The organism is Streptomyces sp. NPDC017940 (assembly GCF_044328435.1).
GTDB lineage: Bacteria > Actinomycetota > Actinomycetes > Streptomycetales > Streptomycetaceae > Streptomyces.
The window spans coordinates 911,684-926,544 of the sequence record NZ_JBIRHJ010000002.1; the positions used below are offsets into that span (position 1 = coordinate 911,684).

General features: G+C 73.7%; 16 protein-coding genes. 6 read left to right on the plus strand and 10 right to left on the minus strand.

The window, feature by feature from the left end; genetic code table 11:
* Positions 1-4 precede the first annotated feature (4 nt).
* Positions 5-154 (minus strand): pyrroloquinoline quinone precursor peptide PqqA, encoded by a 150-nt coding sequence (pqqA, locus tag ACH4DX_RS09440; protein WP_107054842.1) that lies wholly within the window; start codon positions 152-154, stop codon positions 5-7.
* A gap of 343 nt (positions 155-497) precedes the next feature.
* Between pqqA and ACH4DX_RS09445 the strand changes: the two genes are divergently transcribed.
* Positions 498-1,280 (plus strand): aldo/keto reductase, encoded by a 783-nt coding sequence (locus ACH4DX_RS09445; RefSeq protein ID WP_398154770.1) that lies wholly within the window; start codon positions 498-500, stop codon positions 1,278-1,280.
* A gap of 129 nt (positions 1,281-1,409) precedes the next feature.
* Positions 1,410-2,111 carry a bleomycin resistance protein gene (locus ACH4DX_RS09450; RefSeq protein ID WP_398154650.1) on the plus strand — a complete coding sequence of 234 codons (702 nt, stop codon included), beginning with the start codon at positions 1,410-1,412 and terminating at the stop codon, positions 2,109-2,111.
* Positions 2,112-2,132: 21 nt separating this feature from the next.
* On the opposite strand, the gene ACH4DX_RS09455 is transcribed toward ACH4DX_RS09450, so the two are convergent.
* From ACH4DX_RS09455 to ACH4DX_RS09470, 4 genes are all read right to left on the minus strand, one after another.
* The gene (locus ACH4DX_RS09455; protein WP_398154651.1) at positions 2,133-3,215 is read right to left on the minus strand and encodes a class I SAM-dependent methyltransferase; all 1,083 of its coding nucleotides are present in this window, start codon (positions 3,213-3,215) and stop codon (positions 2,133-2,135) included.
* 130 nt (positions 3,216-3,345) lie between these two features.
* Positions 3,346-4,092, minus strand: coding sequence for a class I SAM-dependent methyltransferase (locus tag ACH4DX_RS09460; protein ID WP_398154652.1), 747 nt, complete (start codon positions 4,090-4,092; stop codon positions 3,346-3,348).
* Between the two features lie 49 nt (positions 4,093-4,141).
* On the minus strand, positions 4,142-4,501 hold the full coding sequence (locus ACH4DX_RS09465) for a 4a-hydroxytetrahydrobiopterin dehydratase (protein WP_398154653.1): 360 nt from the start codon (positions 4,499-4,501) through the stop codon (positions 4,142-4,144).
* Between the two features lie 105 nt (positions 4,502-4,606).
* Entirely contained in the window at positions 4,607-4,747 is a 141-nt protein-coding gene (locus ACH4DX_RS09470; protein WP_398114926.1) for a hypothetical protein, read from the minus strand.
* Positions 4,748-4,810: 63 nt separating this feature from the next.
* Here ACH4DX_RS09470 and ACH4DX_RS09475 point away from each other — a divergent pair, with 63 nt between their 5' ends.
* On the plus strand, positions 4,811-5,644 hold the full coding sequence (locus ACH4DX_RS09475) for a helix-turn-helix domain-containing protein (RefSeq protein ID WP_398154654.1): 834 nt from the start codon (positions 4,811-4,813) through the stop codon (positions 5,642-5,644).
* Positions 5,645-5,669: 25 nt separating this feature from the next.
* Here the strand turns inward: ACH4DX_RS09475 and dnaK are convergent, their stop codons facing one another.
* Both dnaK and ACH4DX_RS09485 read right to left on the minus strand, forming a co-directional pair.
* Positions 5,670-7,811 (minus strand): molecular chaperone DnaK, encoded by a 2,142-nt coding sequence (gene dnaK, locus ACH4DX_RS09480; RefSeq protein WP_398154655.1) that lies wholly within the window; start codon positions 7,809-7,811, stop codon positions 5,670-5,672.
* Between the two features lie 194 nt (positions 7,812-8,005).
* A complete protein-coding gene (locus ACH4DX_RS09485) occupies positions 8,006-8,431 on the minus strand; it encodes an OsmC family peroxiredoxin (RefSeq protein WP_398114932.1) in 426 nt (141 codons plus the stop codon).
* A 249-nt stretch (positions 8,432-8,680) separates the two neighbouring features.
* On the opposite strand from ACH4DX_RS09485, the gene ACH4DX_RS09490 reads away from it, so the two are divergent.
* Positions 8,681-9,025 carry a hypothetical protein gene (locus ACH4DX_RS09490; RefSeq protein ID WP_398154656.1) on the plus strand — a complete coding sequence of 115 codons (345 nt, stop codon included), beginning with the start codon at positions 8,681-8,683 and terminating at the stop codon, positions 9,023-9,025.
* A gap of 3 nt (positions 9,026-9,028) precedes the next feature.
* On the opposite strand, the gene ACH4DX_RS09495 is transcribed toward ACH4DX_RS09490, so the two are convergent.
* The 3 genes from ACH4DX_RS09495 to ACH4DX_RS09505 all read right to left on the minus strand — a co-directional run bounded on the left by ACH4DX_RS09495 (position 9,029) and on the right by ACH4DX_RS09505 (position 13,335).
* A complete protein-coding gene (locus ACH4DX_RS09495; RefSeq protein WP_398154657.1) occupies positions 9,029-10,474 on the minus strand; it encodes an amino acid permease in 1,446 nt (481 codons plus the stop codon).
* Positions 10,475-10,562: 88 nt separating this feature from the next.
* Positions 10,563-12,671: an alkaline phosphatase family protein gene (locus ACH4DX_RS09500; RefSeq protein ID WP_398154771.1), complete on the minus strand. Its 2,109-nt coding sequence runs from the start codon at positions 12,669-12,671 to the stop codon at positions 10,563-10,565.
* A 235-nt stretch (positions 12,672-12,906) separates the two neighbouring features.
* On the minus strand, positions 12,907-13,335 hold the full coding sequence (locus tag ACH4DX_RS09505) for a hypothetical protein (protein WP_398114938.1): 429 nt from the start codon (positions 13,333-13,335) through the stop codon (positions 12,907-12,909).
* Positions 13,336-13,433: 98 nt separating this feature from the next.
* Between ACH4DX_RS09505 and ACH4DX_RS09510 the strand changes: the two genes are divergently transcribed.
* Entirely contained in the window at positions 13,434-14,225 is a 792-nt protein-coding gene (locus ACH4DX_RS09510) for an MBL fold metallo-hydrolase (protein ID WP_398154658.1), read from the plus strand.
* Positions 14,222-14,857 (plus strand): DedA family protein, encoded by a 636-nt coding sequence (locus ACH4DX_RS09515; RefSeq protein ID WP_398154659.1) that lies wholly within the window; start codon positions 14,222-14,224, stop codon positions 14,855-14,857. Before ACH4DX_RS09510 ends, ACH4DX_RS09515 begins: the two co-directional genes overlap by 4 nt.
* Positions 14,858-14,861: the final 4 nt, after the last annotated feature.

Sequence of the window (14,861 nt, forward strand, 5' to 3'; positions counted from 1 at the left end):
CGGTCTACCGGTCGGCGAGGCGGTAGGCGGTGACCTCCAGCGAGGTCTCGACGACCGTGTACCCGGGCGACTGCCAGCCCGTACCGGAGGCACCTTCAGGAGCCGCGGAGCCGACGGGGACGGCCTCCGGGGTCTCCTTCTCCTGAGTGTTCATGTGCGTGTCCTGCCTTCCTGAAAAAGTGGGGGTTCAGGAGCCACTGGGGACGGAGTGCCACGCGGATGCGCAGCATGCGCTGGGTGCGCAAACTGTTCACATGGGTGGCCTGTGTTCAGTGACGTGCAACAGAGTTGCGCCATGCCGGGACGCGGTCAATGGTTCGGACCGATAAGGTCGGAGCTATATCCAGCCATTCTCCGGGGGCCCCGCAGCGGGAACGCCACGCCAGGAATGCGCCCCGGCCCCTGATCGTTGACCATGGACGTACCACCCGACGACGTATAAGGATCGAGAGCTCGTGAGCAAGGTCCCCCCGATCATCCTGAACAACGGCATCGAGATGCCGCAGCTCGGCTACGGCGTGTGGCAGGTGCCGGACGACGAGGCGGAGCGGGCCGTGGCGACGGCGCTGGAGTCCGGGTACCGCAGCATCGACACGGCGGCCGTCTACGAGAACGAGAAGGGCACCGGCAAGGGCATCGCGGGCTCCGCCGTCGCCCGCGAGGAGCTGTTCGTCACGACGAAGCTCTGGAACACCGAGCAGGGGTACGACTCGACCCTGCGCGCGTTCGACGCCTCGCTCGCCAAGCTGGGCCTGGACTACGTCGATCTGTATCTGATCCACTGGCCGGTGCCGTCACAGGACAGGTACATCGACACGTACAAGGCCTTCGAGAAGATCCTCGCCGACGGTCGCGCCAAGTCGATCGGTGTCTCCAACTTCCTTCCGGAACACCTGGAGCGCCTCATCGACGCCACGTCCGTCATCCCCGCGGTGAACCAGATCGAGCTGCACCCCCACCTCCAGCAGCACGCCTCCCGCGAGTACCACGCGCAGCAGGGCATCGCCACGGAGGCCTGGTCGCCGCTCGGCCAGGGCAAGGGCCTCCTCGAGGTCCCGGCGATCGTCGCCATCGCCCGGAAGCACGGGCGCACGCCCGCGCAGATCGTGCTGCGCTGGCACCTCCAGCTCGGGAACGTGGTCATCCCCAAGTCGGTGACCCCGTCCCGCATCAAGGAGAACATCGACGTCTTCGGCTTCGGGCTCGACCCGGAGGACATGGCGGCGATCAGCGCGCTGAACGAGGACCGGCGCCTCGGCGACAACCCGGCGGACATGTAGTCCCACCCGCTCGACGACCGGCCCGCACGGGCCCCCAAGGGGGTCCGCGCGGGCCGGTCGCTTTCTCCAACGACCTGCGATCACCGTCGTCCCCAGTGCTTGCTATTCAATTTTGACTAGACTGACGGCATGGCTGAGAAAACCATCCCCCTGCTGCCCTGCCGGACCGTCCAGCCGGTCGTCGACTTCTACACCGCGCTCGGGTTCGAGACCACGTACCTCCAGAAGAGTCCGTACGCGTACGCCGTCGTCGAACGCGGCACCGTGGAACTACAGTTCTTCGGGATGAAGGAGTACGACCCCGCCGAGTCCTTCTCGGGCTGCTACGTCCTCACGGACGACGTGGAGACGCTGTACGCCGACTTCCGGGCGGGGCTCAAGGAGGCGTACGGGAAGATCCCGCGCCGGGGGCTGCCGCGCATCGGGCCGCTGAAGGACATGTCGTACGGAGTACGGCAGTTCCTGATGACCGACCCCGCCGGGAACAGCATCCGCGTCGGGCAGCCCATCAGCGACGACCAGGAGCACAGGGCCGCCCCGAAGGAGACCTTCGCGCGGGCCCTGCACATCGCGGACGCCTTCGTGGACTCCAAGGAGGACCTGACGGGCGCCGCGAAGGTCATCGACCGCGCCCTCGGCCTGGAGGACGAACACCCCACCCCCGCGCAGCACGTGCGGCTGCTCGTGCTGCGCGGGGACATCGCCCAGCGCCTCGGCGACGACGCCCTCGCGGCCCGGCTCCTCGACCGGGCGGCGGGGATCGCGCTCACGGAGGAGGAGCGGGACGGGGCGCGGGACGCTCTGGTGCGGCTCGGGGAGCTGCGGGAGTAGCGCCGACGGGTGGTGGCCGTCTCAGGCAGTGGTCGCCACGTGGACCGTGTGGGCCGTGAGGAGGTACAGGTCGGCCCGGCGGTGCAGGCTCTCCTCGTCCTGCGGGTCCAGGAGGCGGTCCAGGGTGGCGAGGTCCTCGGCGGTGAGGACCGCGGTGCTGTCGGTGGCCGCGGCGAAATCGCGGTAGCGCTGGAACGTGGCGACGACGTGCGCGCGGGCCGCGTCGTCGAGGGGCGCGGGCAGGTCGAGCAGGAAGCTGCGCGTCGCCACGTGCCGAAGACCTGCCGCCGCGAGCAGCGCGGGCCAGTGCTCCGTCGTCTCCTTGGCGCCCGGCAGCTCCGCCCGCATCCGGGTGAACCACTCCTCGTTGGCCGCGTCCAGGCGGGCCTGGAGTCCGGGGCGGCCGACACCGAAGTCGCGCGGCAGGCTGCGCGGCGCCAGGCCGCCCTCGAGGATCGCGAGCACGCCGCCGGGCGCGAGCCGGTCCGCGAGCGCCGTGAGGGCGGCGACCTGGTCACCCACGTGGTGCACGGAGCGTGCCGCCCAGATGAGGTCGGCGGGCGCCAGCTCACCGAGCCCGTCGGGGAGTTCCGCGCGGTGCGTGCCGACGCGGTTCGCGAGGCCGAGGCGGGTCGCGCGGGCGGCCGCGCGGGCGAGCAGCGCCTCCTCGGGGTCCGCCGCGATCACCCGGGAGGCGGGGAACGCCTCGGCGAGCAGACAGGACACCACGCCGGGGCCGCTGCCCGCGTCGACGATCAGGGACGGGTCGCCGCCCCGCTCCGCGGCGCCCTCGCCGCCGTGCACCGTGCGGACGTCGCGCAGCCAGGCCGCCACCTCGCGGTAGACGGGGGCCGTGACCTCCGCGTTCTGCTCCAGTACGGGAGCCATGACGGCCCAGTCGATGTCACCGTGCCCGTGGCCGCCGTGGCCGCCGTGGCCGTGGCCGCCTTCATGGCCGTGCCCCGGGTCACCCCCGTGGCCGTGTCCGGCAGCGCCGTGCCGGTGCCCGGCACCCGCCCCGCGCGTCGCGGCATCGCCGCCACCGTCGCCGCCCTTGTCGCCGCCGCCGTTGTCGCTGCTGCCCGCGTGCCCCGTCACCGTCATCGTCGCCGCCTCTCTCGTACTCTCACCTGGGAACGTTGCCAGCGTGCCCCCGCGCCCGCGTTTTCAGCCAGCCGTGTTGCCGGTTCGGCAAAAGGTGGGTCGCCGCGGCGAAGGGGCGGGGGAGGTCGCCTCAGGCGTGCGGTGGCTTGCGGTAGGCGTGCAGCGTGAACTCCGGGTCGGGGCGCGGGACGTCCTGGTCCGGGAGTGCCGCGAGGCGCGCCGCGAACCGCCCGGCGGACGCGCTGTCGGGCGGGATGCCGGTGAACCAGCCCCGGTGCACGTCGGCGACGGTGCTGCGCGGGCTGCGGCCCTGGCCGTGACCGCGGAAGCGGGCGCGGCCCGCGGGGGTGAGGCCGTGCGCGGCGGCGTACTGTCCGACGCGGGCCGCGGCGTCCACGGCCCCGCGGATCGGGCGGCCCGCGAGCGCCGCGTCGATGTCGCTGCCCACGTCGTGCGAGGTGGCCTTGTCGACGGAGGTGACGAGGACCCCGCCGGGCCGCAGCACCCGCGCGCACTCCCCCACGACGGCCGACGCCTCCTCGGGGTCCCGCAGCAGGTGCAGCAGCCACACCGCCGACACGGCGTCGAAGGCGCCGCCGGGGAACGGCAGCCGCCTGCCGTCCCCGATGACGACGGCTCCGGGCACCCGGGCGGCCGCCATGCGCGCCATGGCGTACGCCGCGTCGACGCCCGTCACCCGCAGTCCCCGCCGGGCGGCGAATTGCCGGGTGACGAGGCCGGTGCCGCAGGCGACGTCGAGCAGCGCGGCGGTGCCCGGGGGCAGCAGCGAGAGCACCGCGTCGGCGGCGGCGACGGCACGCGGCTCACCGCCGCGCGAGGCGTCGTAGCGGACGGCCTCCTTGTCGTAGTCGAGCATCAGGCCCCCGCTCCCGCCCGCCCCCGGCGGGCCGTGGCCACGCCGTGCCTCACAGGGCCCCGTGCCCCGCCGCGAGGACCTCGACGGCACCGGCCAGTGCGAAGTCCAGGTCGGTGAGGGCGCCGCCCGCGCTGTGGGTGGACACGGTCAGGGTGACGGTGTCGTAGCCGAGGGTCAGCTCGGAGTGGTGCTGGAGCTCCTCCTGCACCTGGGCGATGTGGACGACGACAGCGGTCGCGGCGAAGTGCGAGGCCAGGCGGTAGGTGCGGGTCAGCTTCGGGGCGGCGCCACCGCCCGCCGAGGTGCCGGTGCCGGCCGTGGTGTCCGTGCCGGCCGTGGTGAGGGTCCAGCCGGGGAGTTCGGCGAGCCGGTCCTCGATCTCCTTCTGCGACAGCGGTTCTCCAGGCATGGCCTCGCTCCTGTCTGTCTCTGTGGGGGGTGAGCTTTCTCTGTGGGGGTGAGCTTTCTCTGCTCTGTGGGGGGGGGTGAGCTGTCAGCGTGCCACAGCGGCCGCTCACCGGGGAGCCGACTCCTGGCCGACGCGTGCGGCGCCGGGGCCCGTCGTCGAACTCCCGCCGAGCAGACAGCCACGCACCCGGGCCCCGTACGCCACGGCCGCCTCCCACGACGGCGCGTCGTCCCACGGGTTCGGCATGCACCCCTCCTCGAACACGCTCAGAACAGCCTTCCGCGCGGCCTTCTGAACTACCTTCTGAGCATGACCACTGTCGCGCCCGTCCGCCGGAACAGCAAAGACAGCCCCGCGCAGGCTCCCTCCGAGGTGGGGGCCCTGCTGCGCGCCTGGCGCGAGGAACGGCGCGTCAGCCAGCTGGAGCTCGCGCTGCGCGCGGACTCCTCGGCACGGCACATCAGCTTCGTCGAGACGGGCCGCTCCAAGCCGAGCGAGGAGTTCGTGCTCAAGCTGGCCGAGCGCCTCGACGTGCCGGTGCGCGAGCGCAACGCGCTGCTGCTCGCGGCCGGGTACGCACCCCGCTTCCCGCAGACCCCGCTCGACGACCCGGCGATGGACGGCCTGCGGGCCGGACTCCAGCAGCTCCTCCAGGGCTTCGAGCCGTATCCGGCACTCGTCGTCGACGCCACGTACCAGGTGGTCGCGGCGAACCGGGGCATCGCGATGCTCCTCGACGGCCTGCCGGAGGACGTGCTGGAACCGCCGCTCAACGCCATGCGGATCACCCTGCACCCGCGGGGTCTCGCGTCGCGGATCCGCAATCTGGGCGAGTGGCGCGGACATCTGCTGCACCAGATGGAGCGGCAGATCGCGCTGCACCGCTCGGCCGCCCTGCGGGCGCTGTACGAGGAGGTGGCGGCCTACCCCGTGGCGGAACCCGGCGAGGACACGGCCGCGGACGGGCAGGTCCACCACTTCGCGCTGCCGTGCAGGATCGAGCACGAGGGCCGGGTGCTCTCCTTCGTCTCGTCGATCTCGACGTTCAACACGCCGATGGACGTGACCGTCGCCGAGCTGGCCGTCGAGACCCTGCTCCCGGCGGACCCGGCGACGGTCAAGTACCTCCAGTCACGGGTGTGACCCGCACGCCTCCACCCGGTCGCGGCTACCGGCCAGCGCCCTGCCCGCCACCACCCTGCTCACCGGCGCCGCCCTGCCCGCCGACGCCGCCCTGCCCGCCGACGCCGCCCTGCCCGCCGTCCCGCGTGCCCTGCGCCCGTTCGGCGCCCCTGGTGCCCGTAGCGTCCCCGGCGGGCCCTGCGGCTCCAGCGGACCCTGCGGCTCCGGCGGGCCCTGCGGCCCCTGCAACCTCGGCGTCGTCGTCGACGAGTTCCGCGTCCACGACACCGTCGTCACCGCCGTCCCGCGCACCCGCCGACGCGTCCCGCGGTGGCGTGTCCCCGGCTGCGCCGTTCTCCCGGGCGGCCTCCGCGGACGCGTACATCGCCTGGCCCATCCGCTGGCTGACGGCGGCGAGCTTCTCGGCGGCGGCCCGGACGGCGGCGGTGTCGCCGCCGTCGAGCAGCGGCTTCAACTCCGCTGCCGCCGCCTCCACCTCGGCCCTGAGATCGGCGGGAATGCGGCCGCCCCCGGCGGGTGTCCCGGCACCGTCGCCGTCGCCGTCCCCGCCGTTGTCGCGCAGGAACCGCTCGGTCTGGTAGAGGAGCTGCTCGGCCTGGTTGCGGGTCTCGGCGGCCTCGCGGTGCTTGCGGTCCTCCTCCGCGTACTGCTCCGCCTCCCTGACCATGCGGTCGATGTCGTCCTTGGGCAGCGCGGAGCCACCGGTGACGGTCATGCGCTGCTCGCGCCCCGTGGCCTCGTCCTTCGCCGACACGTGCATGATGCCGTTGGCGTCGATGTCGAAGGTGACCTCGATCTTCGGTACGCCGCGCGGCGCGGGCGGCAGCCCGGTCAGGTCGAACACGCCGAGCTTCTTGTTGTACGCGGCGATCTCCCGCTCGCCCTGGAAGACCTGGATGCCGACCGACGGCTGGTTGTCCTCGGCGGTGGAGAAGGTCTCCGAACGGCGCGTGGGGATGGTGGTGTTGCGCTCGATGAGCTTGGTCATGATGCCGCCCTTGGTCTCGATGCCGAGCGACAGCGGCGTCACGTCGAGCAGCAGCACGTCCTTGACGTCGCCGCGGATGACACCGGCCTGGAGGGTGGCGCCGAGGGCGACGACCTCGTCGGGGTTGACGCCCTTGTGCGGTTCCCTGCCGGTGAGCTCCCGCACCAGGTCGCCGACGGCGGGCATGCGCGTGGAGCCGCCGACGAGGATGACGTGGTCGATCGCGGAGAGCTGCACGCCCGCGTCCTTGACCGCCTGGTGGAAGGGGCCCTTGCAGCGGTCGATGAGGTCGGCGGTCAACTCCTGGAACTGGGCCCGGGTGAGCTTCTCCGTCAGGTGCAGCGGGCCGTCCGCGGACGCGGTGACGTAGGGCAGGTTGATGTCGGTCTCGCTGGACGAGGACAGCTCGATCTTCGCCTTCTCGGCGCCCTCGCGCAGCCGCTGCACGGCCATCTTGTCCTTGCCGAGGTCGATGCCGTGCCCGTTCTTGAACTGCCGTACGAGGTGCTCGACGATCCGCTGGTCCCAGTCGTCGCCGCCGAGGCGGGTGTCGCCGTTGGTGGCCTTGACCTCGATGACGCCGTCGCCCATCTCCAGGAGCGACACGTCGAAGGTGCCGCCGCCCAGGTCGAAGACCAGGACGGTCTGGTCGTCGCCCTTGTCGAGGCCGTAGGCGAGGGCGGCGGCCGTCGGCTCGTTGATGATCCGCAGGACCTTCAGGCCCGCGATCTCCCCGGCCTCCTTGGTGGCCTGGCGCTGGGCGTCGTCGAAGTACGCGGGCACGGTGATGACCGCGTCGGTGACGTCCTCGCCCAGATAGGACTCGGCGTCCCGCTTCAGCTTCTGCAACACGCGGGCGGACAGCTCCTGGGCGGTGTAGCGGGCTCCGTCTACGGTGGCGCCGGAGGCGCCCGCTCCGGGCCCGGACTCGGACTCGGGGAAGCGCCAACCGCCGTCGCCCATGTGGCGTTTGACCGAGCGCGCGGTGCGCTCCACGTTCGTGACCGCTTGGCGCTTGGCGACCTCGCCGACGAGGACGTCGCCGCTCTTGGCGAACGCGACGACGGACGGGGTGGTGCGGGCCCCTTCCGCGTTCGCTATGACGGTGGGCTCACCGCCCTCGAGGACCGCCACCACCGAGTTCGTCGTCCCGAGATCGATACCGACCGCACGTGCCATGTTCAACAACCCCTTCCGACGCGGCGCTTCTGCATCCTCCAGCACAAAACTTGAGCGGCCTGTTGTCAATGCCGCCAGCGCACCCGCCGTCCCGGAACCGGCGGGCTCCGGACACGGCGGGCCCCGGACACGGCGGGCCCGGACACGACGAAGCCGCCGACCCCTCGTGCGGGTCGGCGGCTTCGCGCGGGGCGTCAGGCCAGTTTGGCCGAGAGGGTGATCGTCGTACCCGTCAGTGCCTGGCTGACGGGGCAGTTGGCCTTGGCGTCCTCGGCGGCCGCGGTGAAGGCGGCCTCGTCGACGCCGGGCACCTCGCCCTCGACGGTGAGGTGGATGCCGGTGATGCCGGTGCCCGGCTTGAAGGTCACCTCGGCGGAGGTGACGAGCTTGGTGGGCGGGGTGCCCGCGCCGGTCAGGCCGTGGGACAGCGCCATGGAGAAGCAGCTGGAGTGCGCGGCGGCGATGAGCTCCTCCGGGCTGGTCTTCCCGTTCGCCTGCTCGGCGCGGGACGGCCAGGAGACGGCCTGCTGCCCGATCCCCGAGGAGTCGAAGGTCACGGTGCCTGAGCCCTCGGTCAGGCTGCCTTCCCAGACCGTGTGTGCGGAGCGCGTGGTAGCCACGATGCCAAATCCCTTCGGTGAAGTACCTAGGGGTACATCCGATCACACTCCGGGGGGAAACAGCGCGCGTACCCGGGTGCGAGGCCACCCGGTCACGGACTCCCGGCGGGCCGCCCGGACACCGACTCGCGCCGGGGTCCGGGCGGCCGCGCGGCGAGATCGGGCCGTGCGCGTGCCCGGCACGGGACGAGGACGGCCGCCCGGCACCGGCGGTCGCGCGTCACGGTCCTGGAGCGTGTCCTCCTCGCGGTGCTCGACGCGGCCCGTGTGCCCAGCGCGCTCGTCGTGCCGCCCGCCGCCGGGAGCACCCCCGCGGCGCCGGAGTCGCGCGATCCCCGGGAGGCGCTCGCCGCGGCGCAGGACCGGCTGCTCGCCGAGCCGGCGGTGCGCTCCGCCGGGGACGGCGGGGACTGTCCGGCCGTCCTCGCCCAGGACCGGCTGCCCGAGGTCAGGGACGTACCCGGCACGTTCCGGGTGGGCTACGAGACAGCGGGCAACGAGGCTTCTCCGGGCGCCCGCAAGCTCATCGAGATCGGACCCGAGGAGGGCGGGTACCGGACGCGGCGCTGGGTGACGGCGCCCCTGGCGCGGTAAGGGTCACCGGGTGGCGGCCCGCTCCTTGCGGGCCGCCATCCACGCGTACAGGAGCACTCCCACGAAGAGGAAGAGGACGCCCTGGTAGACCGCCGCGTACCCGGCGCCCGCGACGAGCCACATCGAGAAGCCGAACGCGAGCGCGGCGAGCACCGCGTCGCGCACGAGGCGGCCCCGGTCCACGCGCTCGCCCCGGCCGGAGGCGAGGAAGTAGATCTGCGCGGCGGTGGCGAGCAGATACGGCACGGTGGCCGTGAACGTCGTCACCAGGACGAGGACTTCGAAGACGCCCGAGGAGCCCGCCGTGTAGTTGTAGACGGTGAGCAGCGAGGCGAGGACCACGGTGACCAGGACACCGACGGTCGGCACTCCGCGCCGCTTCTTGGCGAACGCGCTAGGGAACAGGCCGTCGCGGGCGGCGGCGTACGGGGCCTGGGCGCTCAGCAGCGTCCAGCCGTTGAGCGCGCCGACCATGGAGACGAGTGCGGCGACCGCCACGGCCGTGCCGCCCCAGGACCCGCCGAACATCGCGTTCACCGCGTCCGAGAACGGCGCCGTGGAGTCGACGAGGTCGTCGTGCGCGACGGTGCCGAAGACGGCCAGGGTGCCGAGCAGATACACGAGGGCCGCGCCGAGGGTGCCGAGGACGGTGGCGCGTCCGACGTTGCGCCGCGGGTCGTGCACCTCGCCCGCGCTGACGGCGGCGGACTCCACGCCCAGGTACGAGAAGAGCAGGATGGCGGCGGACGCGGACACGGCCCCGACGGGGCTGTCGTCGCTCGCCCGGAACGGCCCCAAGTTGGCGCTGTCGAAGAAGAGGAGCCCGCCGAGGGCGACGAGCAGCAGCGGCAGGAACTTCAGGACGGTGGCGACGAGTTGGACGGCGCCGACGTAGCGCGTACCGGCCAGGTTGGCGAGGGCGGGCAGGAGTTGCAGGGTGAGCGCGGCGAGGCAGGCGGTCCACCGGTGGTCGGCCACGGGTATCAGGACGTCGAGATAGCCCACGGCGGCGACGGCGAGGGCCGCGTTCGACACCCAGGTGGTGATCCAGTACGACCAGGCGGCGAGGAAGCCCGCGAAGTCGCCGAACGCGGCGCGCGCGTACACGTACGGTCCGCCGGTGCGCGGGTCGCGGTGCGCGAGCCGCCCGAAGACGAGGGCGAGCGCGACGGCGCCCGCCGTCAGGACGGCGAACGCGACCAGGCTGATGGTGCCGAAGGGTGCGACGGAGGCGGGGAGCAGGAAGATGCCGCCGCCGATGATGTTGCCCATCACGAGGCAGGTGGCGACGGGAAGCTTGAAGCGCCGTGCGTGCCTGCTGTCGTCGGCGGCGCCTTCGCCCTTACCGGCGCGCGGGGTCGGACCGGACTTCGGGGACGCGGGGGAGCCCGGGAGTTCTTCCTGGTGGGGGGCCGGAGCCGACGGGGAAACGGTTCCGGTGTCGTGCATGGGGTGGTGCGCCTCTCGTCGTGCCGTACGCGCGCCCGGGATCGCCGAGCGCACGGCCATGGTCGGGCACGGCCCACGCTGCGCAAAATCAGTGTGTTTTGTCCGGTGCGGCGTGGTCGGCGACCGTAAAAGCTGTCGGGCGGCCGCTGTCCGGGCGGCGAATGTCCACGGGGGTGGCGGGGGTCATGGGAGCCGCGGCGGGAGCGGGTGTGCGCCCGTGCTCCTCCTCGCGCCAGCGGCGCAGCACGGCGTGCACCGCCTCGGCGCCGACGAGTTCACCGCCGTCCTCGACGGCCGGGGACAGCGCGAGCGGTGCGAGCAGGAACGGCAGGGACTGGGCGCCGCCGAGGCCGCCGTGCGAGCCGATCTGTTCCTCGAAGGCGAGGACCTCCCCGTCCTGCGGGTCGTACCAGGAGTTGACCATGATGTCGGCCGTGTGCGGGAAGGAGTCGGTGCGCCGCACGGCGTCGGCGGCGCCCGGCCCGAAGTCGGCGAGGGGCCCGAGGTCCTCGGGGCCCGCGAGGTCGTCGTCCAGGCGGATCTCGGCGCCCCGCGCCCCGAGCACGAGCGCCCCGTGCTCGGCGCTGCGTACGAGCAGGAAGCCGATGCCCGGGTGGTTGGCGAGGGTCGTCAGGAGCGCCGGGTGCCGGCGGTCGATCTCCTCGCGGGTCATGCGGTGCGGCACGTCGGGGAAGGACACCAGGCCGAGGTTGCCCGAGGCCAGGACGACGGGTTCCGCGTGCCGCCGCGGATGGTGCTCGCCCGCGCCCTCCTCGACGGGCCTGCGCAGCGCGGCCCGCACGGCCGAACGGGCCTCGGCTCCGCTGTGGGTGCGCCCGGCGCGGCGGGGCACCGGCAGCCCGGAGCCGGCGCGCACCAGGTCGGCGAGGGTGAGGCCGTAGCGGGCGCGGAAGGTCTCGCCGGGGCTCTGGCCGTGGTCGGAGAGCAGCACGATGCGGTAGGGCCGGGGGGCGTGGTCGGCGACCTGCTCGATCAGGGCGAGGGACCGGTCGAGGCGGCGGAGCACCTTTTGCGCGTCGCCGCTCGTGGGCCCCGAGTGGTGGGCGACCTCGTCGTAGGCGACCAGGTCGGCGTAGACGGCGGCGCGCCCGGCGAGCATGTCCCCGATGACGGCGGCGACCACGACGTCGCGCTCCACGACGGTGGCGAAGGCGCGGATGAGGGGGTAGAGGCCGCCGCGGCGCACGCGCGGGCGGCGCCGGCGAAGGCGGGCCCGGGTCGACTCGACCAGCTCACGGCCGACCTCGGCGACGAAGGACAGGGCGGTGCGGACGGCGTTGGCGGGGTCGGAGAAGTAGGCGAAGTAACCGGCGCGGGAGCGGTTCCTGCGGCCGCGCCTCGCGGCCACCGACAGGACGAGGGCGAGCTGGTCGGCGCCCCCGCCGAAGAGGTTGCCGCGGCTCGCGCCGCCGTCGGCGAGCAGGCCGGGGTCACCGGTGCGGGCGACGGCGCGGCGTTGCAGTTCGGCGGCGGACGCGGGCCGGTTGGAGACCATGACCTCGCCGGTGTCCTTCTCGTACCAGCGGAAGGCGGGGACGTCGTGATTGCTGCCGTGCAGGATGGCGAGCTGGCTCGCGCCGGTCTGGCTCGACCAGTCGGTGCGCCAGGGGACGAGGCGGTGGGTGGCCGCGGGACCCGCCGCACCGCCTGGCCCCGGCGCCGCCCCGAGCCAGCGGGCGACGGTCGGCATGAGCCCCTCGCGCACGGCGTCGGTGAGCACCTCGTGTCCGACGCCGTCGAGCTGGAGGAACAGGAGGCCCGGGGTGCTCGGGCCGTACGGTCCTTCGGCGCGGCGGCGTCTGCGGTCGGCGAGGCGGTACAGGCGGCGGCGGTAGGCGTCGTCGTCGCGGACGGCGAGGGCGCCGCCGGTCGCGGACGCCACGGCCGACATCACGGCGGCGACGACCACCGCGGTCTCGGCGTTGGCGTCGCCGCGGCCGTCGGGGATGAGGCGCAGGGCGAGCAGCAGCACGGAGCCGTTCAGGAAGAACGTGAGCAGGCCGAGGACCAGGGCGGGCACGAGGAGCAGCGCGCGCACCAGGAGCGGCCACACCAGGGCCGACAGGAGGCCGAAGGCGCCGGCGCCGAGGGCCGCGGTGATCGCGATGCGGGTGGAGCTGTCGCCGTCGTCCGACTGGAGCTTGAAGTCGGGCAGGATGCCGGCGAGCACGAGCATCGTGAGCGTGCTGACCGCCCACACGGCGACGACCCGCCACGCGGTGCGGCCCACCTTCCGCCATGCCGTGCGGCCCGTCTGCCACCATCGCCCGTCCCGCACCGCACCCAACCGCCTCACGCCTGTCGACCTGGCCCTCAGCGTGCCACAGGCCGCGGGTTCGCCGCGGTCGGGCGACCTCCGGGGGCGGCAGGACGCGGGGGCGGCAGGCGGGGGCGGCGCGGGGTGACGGGGGTCAGCAGCCGTCGTACCCGGCGGTCGGCATGGACAGGCGGCGGTGCACGCGCGCCTTCATGGGGGCGTCGTACGCCGGCTCGGCCAGGCCCGCGGTCTCGACCCGCACCCCCCGCCGCGCGCACTCCGCGGTGAACTCGTCCGGTGACCGCAGTGCCCGCTCCAGGACCCGGCGGCACGGCACCACGAAGAGGTCGACGAGCCCGGCGTCCACGTCGTTCCACAGGACGGCGTGGTCGCTGCGCAGGCCGTGCACGACGAGTTCGCGCGTCACCACGTACCCCTGCTCGGCGGCCCACCGCGCGCACATGGCGTGCTGGCTGCGCGAGTCCACGAGGAAGGGGTCGGCGTCCAGCTCCTCCAGGGGCGTCAGGCTGGCGATCGCCGCGACCCGCACCGCGCGCGCGGTGGCTGTGCCCGCATGTCCCATGACGTCCCCCTCACCTCCGGCGTCGGCCGCCCCGGGTACCGGCCGTCGACACTACTCCTGGCCGTAGGCTCGGAGACAGTCACACGAAGGAGGAACGGGTGCAGCCCGACGTCACGGTCACTTGGTGGGGCCACGCCACCTGCACGGTCGAGGACTCGGGCATCCGTGTGCTGACCGATCCGCTGTTCGCACGCCGGCTCGCGCACCTGCGCCGCCGCCGGGGCGCGCTCCCGCCGCCGCGTGCGGCCGTCGCGGACGTCGTCCTCCTCTCGCACCTGCACGCCGACCATCTGCACGTGCCCTCCCTCGCCCGCGTCGCCCCCGGCACCCGCGTCCTTCTCCCGCGCGGCGCCCCCCGCTCGGTGCCGGGCCTGCGCAGGCTGTCCCACCTGCGGTTCACGGAGGTCGCGCCCGGCGACGAGGTGCCGGTGGGGGACGGCTCCGGCGGTGTGGTCGTACGCGTCGTGCCCGCCCTGCACGACGGCCGCCGCCTGCCCGTGGGCCCGCACCGCTCCCCCGCCCTCGGCTACGTCGTCGAGGGCCGGGCCCGTACGTACTTCGCCGGGGACACCGGGCTCTTCGACTCGATGGCAGCCGAGGTCGGGGACGTGGACGTGGCGCTGCTGCCGGTCGGCGGCTGGGGGCCCTACCTCGGGCACGGCCACCTCGACCCGGCCCGCGCCGCCGAGGCCCTCGCCCGGATCGCGCCGCGCGGCGCGGTGCCCGTGCACTACGGGACGTACTGGCCGATCGGCATGGACGCGGTGCGGCCGCACGAATTCCACGGCCCGGGCGAGGAGTTCGTCCGGCAGGCCGCCCGCCGCGCCCCGGACACGGCCGTGCATCTGCTCGGGCACGGCGAGTCGGTGCGCGCCGAGGCAGCCCGATGATCCACACCGCGGTGGCGCAGGTGACGCCGGACTCCACTCAGCAGGCGGTGGCCTATCCGTCGTTGTTCCTGCTCGTGGTGGTCGGCGCGCTCGTGCCCGTGGTGCCGACCGGCGCCCTGGTGAGCTCGGCGGCCGTGGTGGCCCTGCACCGGACCGACACCTCGCCGTTCGCGCTCCTCATCGTGTTCGGCGTGGCCTCGCTCGCCGCGTTCTCCGGCGACATGGGGCTGTACTGGCTCGGGCGGCGCGGCATGGGCTCCAGGAACGGTTCGCGCTGGCTGGCCGCCATCCGCGACCGCGCCCCCGAGGAACGCCTGCGGCAGGCCCAGGACAAGCTCGACGACCACGGCGTGCTCGTCCTCGTCCTGTCCCGCCTCGTGCCCGCGGGCCGCATCCCGGTCATGCTGGCCTGCCTCCTCGCGCAGATGCCGGTGCGCCGCTTCGCCCGCGGCAACCTCCCCGCCTGCCTCGCCTGGGCGGTGACGTACCAGCTCATCGGCATCCTCGGCGGCGCCCTGTTCCCGGAGCCCTGGCAGGGCGTGGCCCTGGCGGTGGGCCTGACGGTCGTCATCAGCGCCGCCCCGACGCTGTGGCGACACCTGTGGAGGCGGAAGAGCCCGTCCGGCGTCTGAGGAA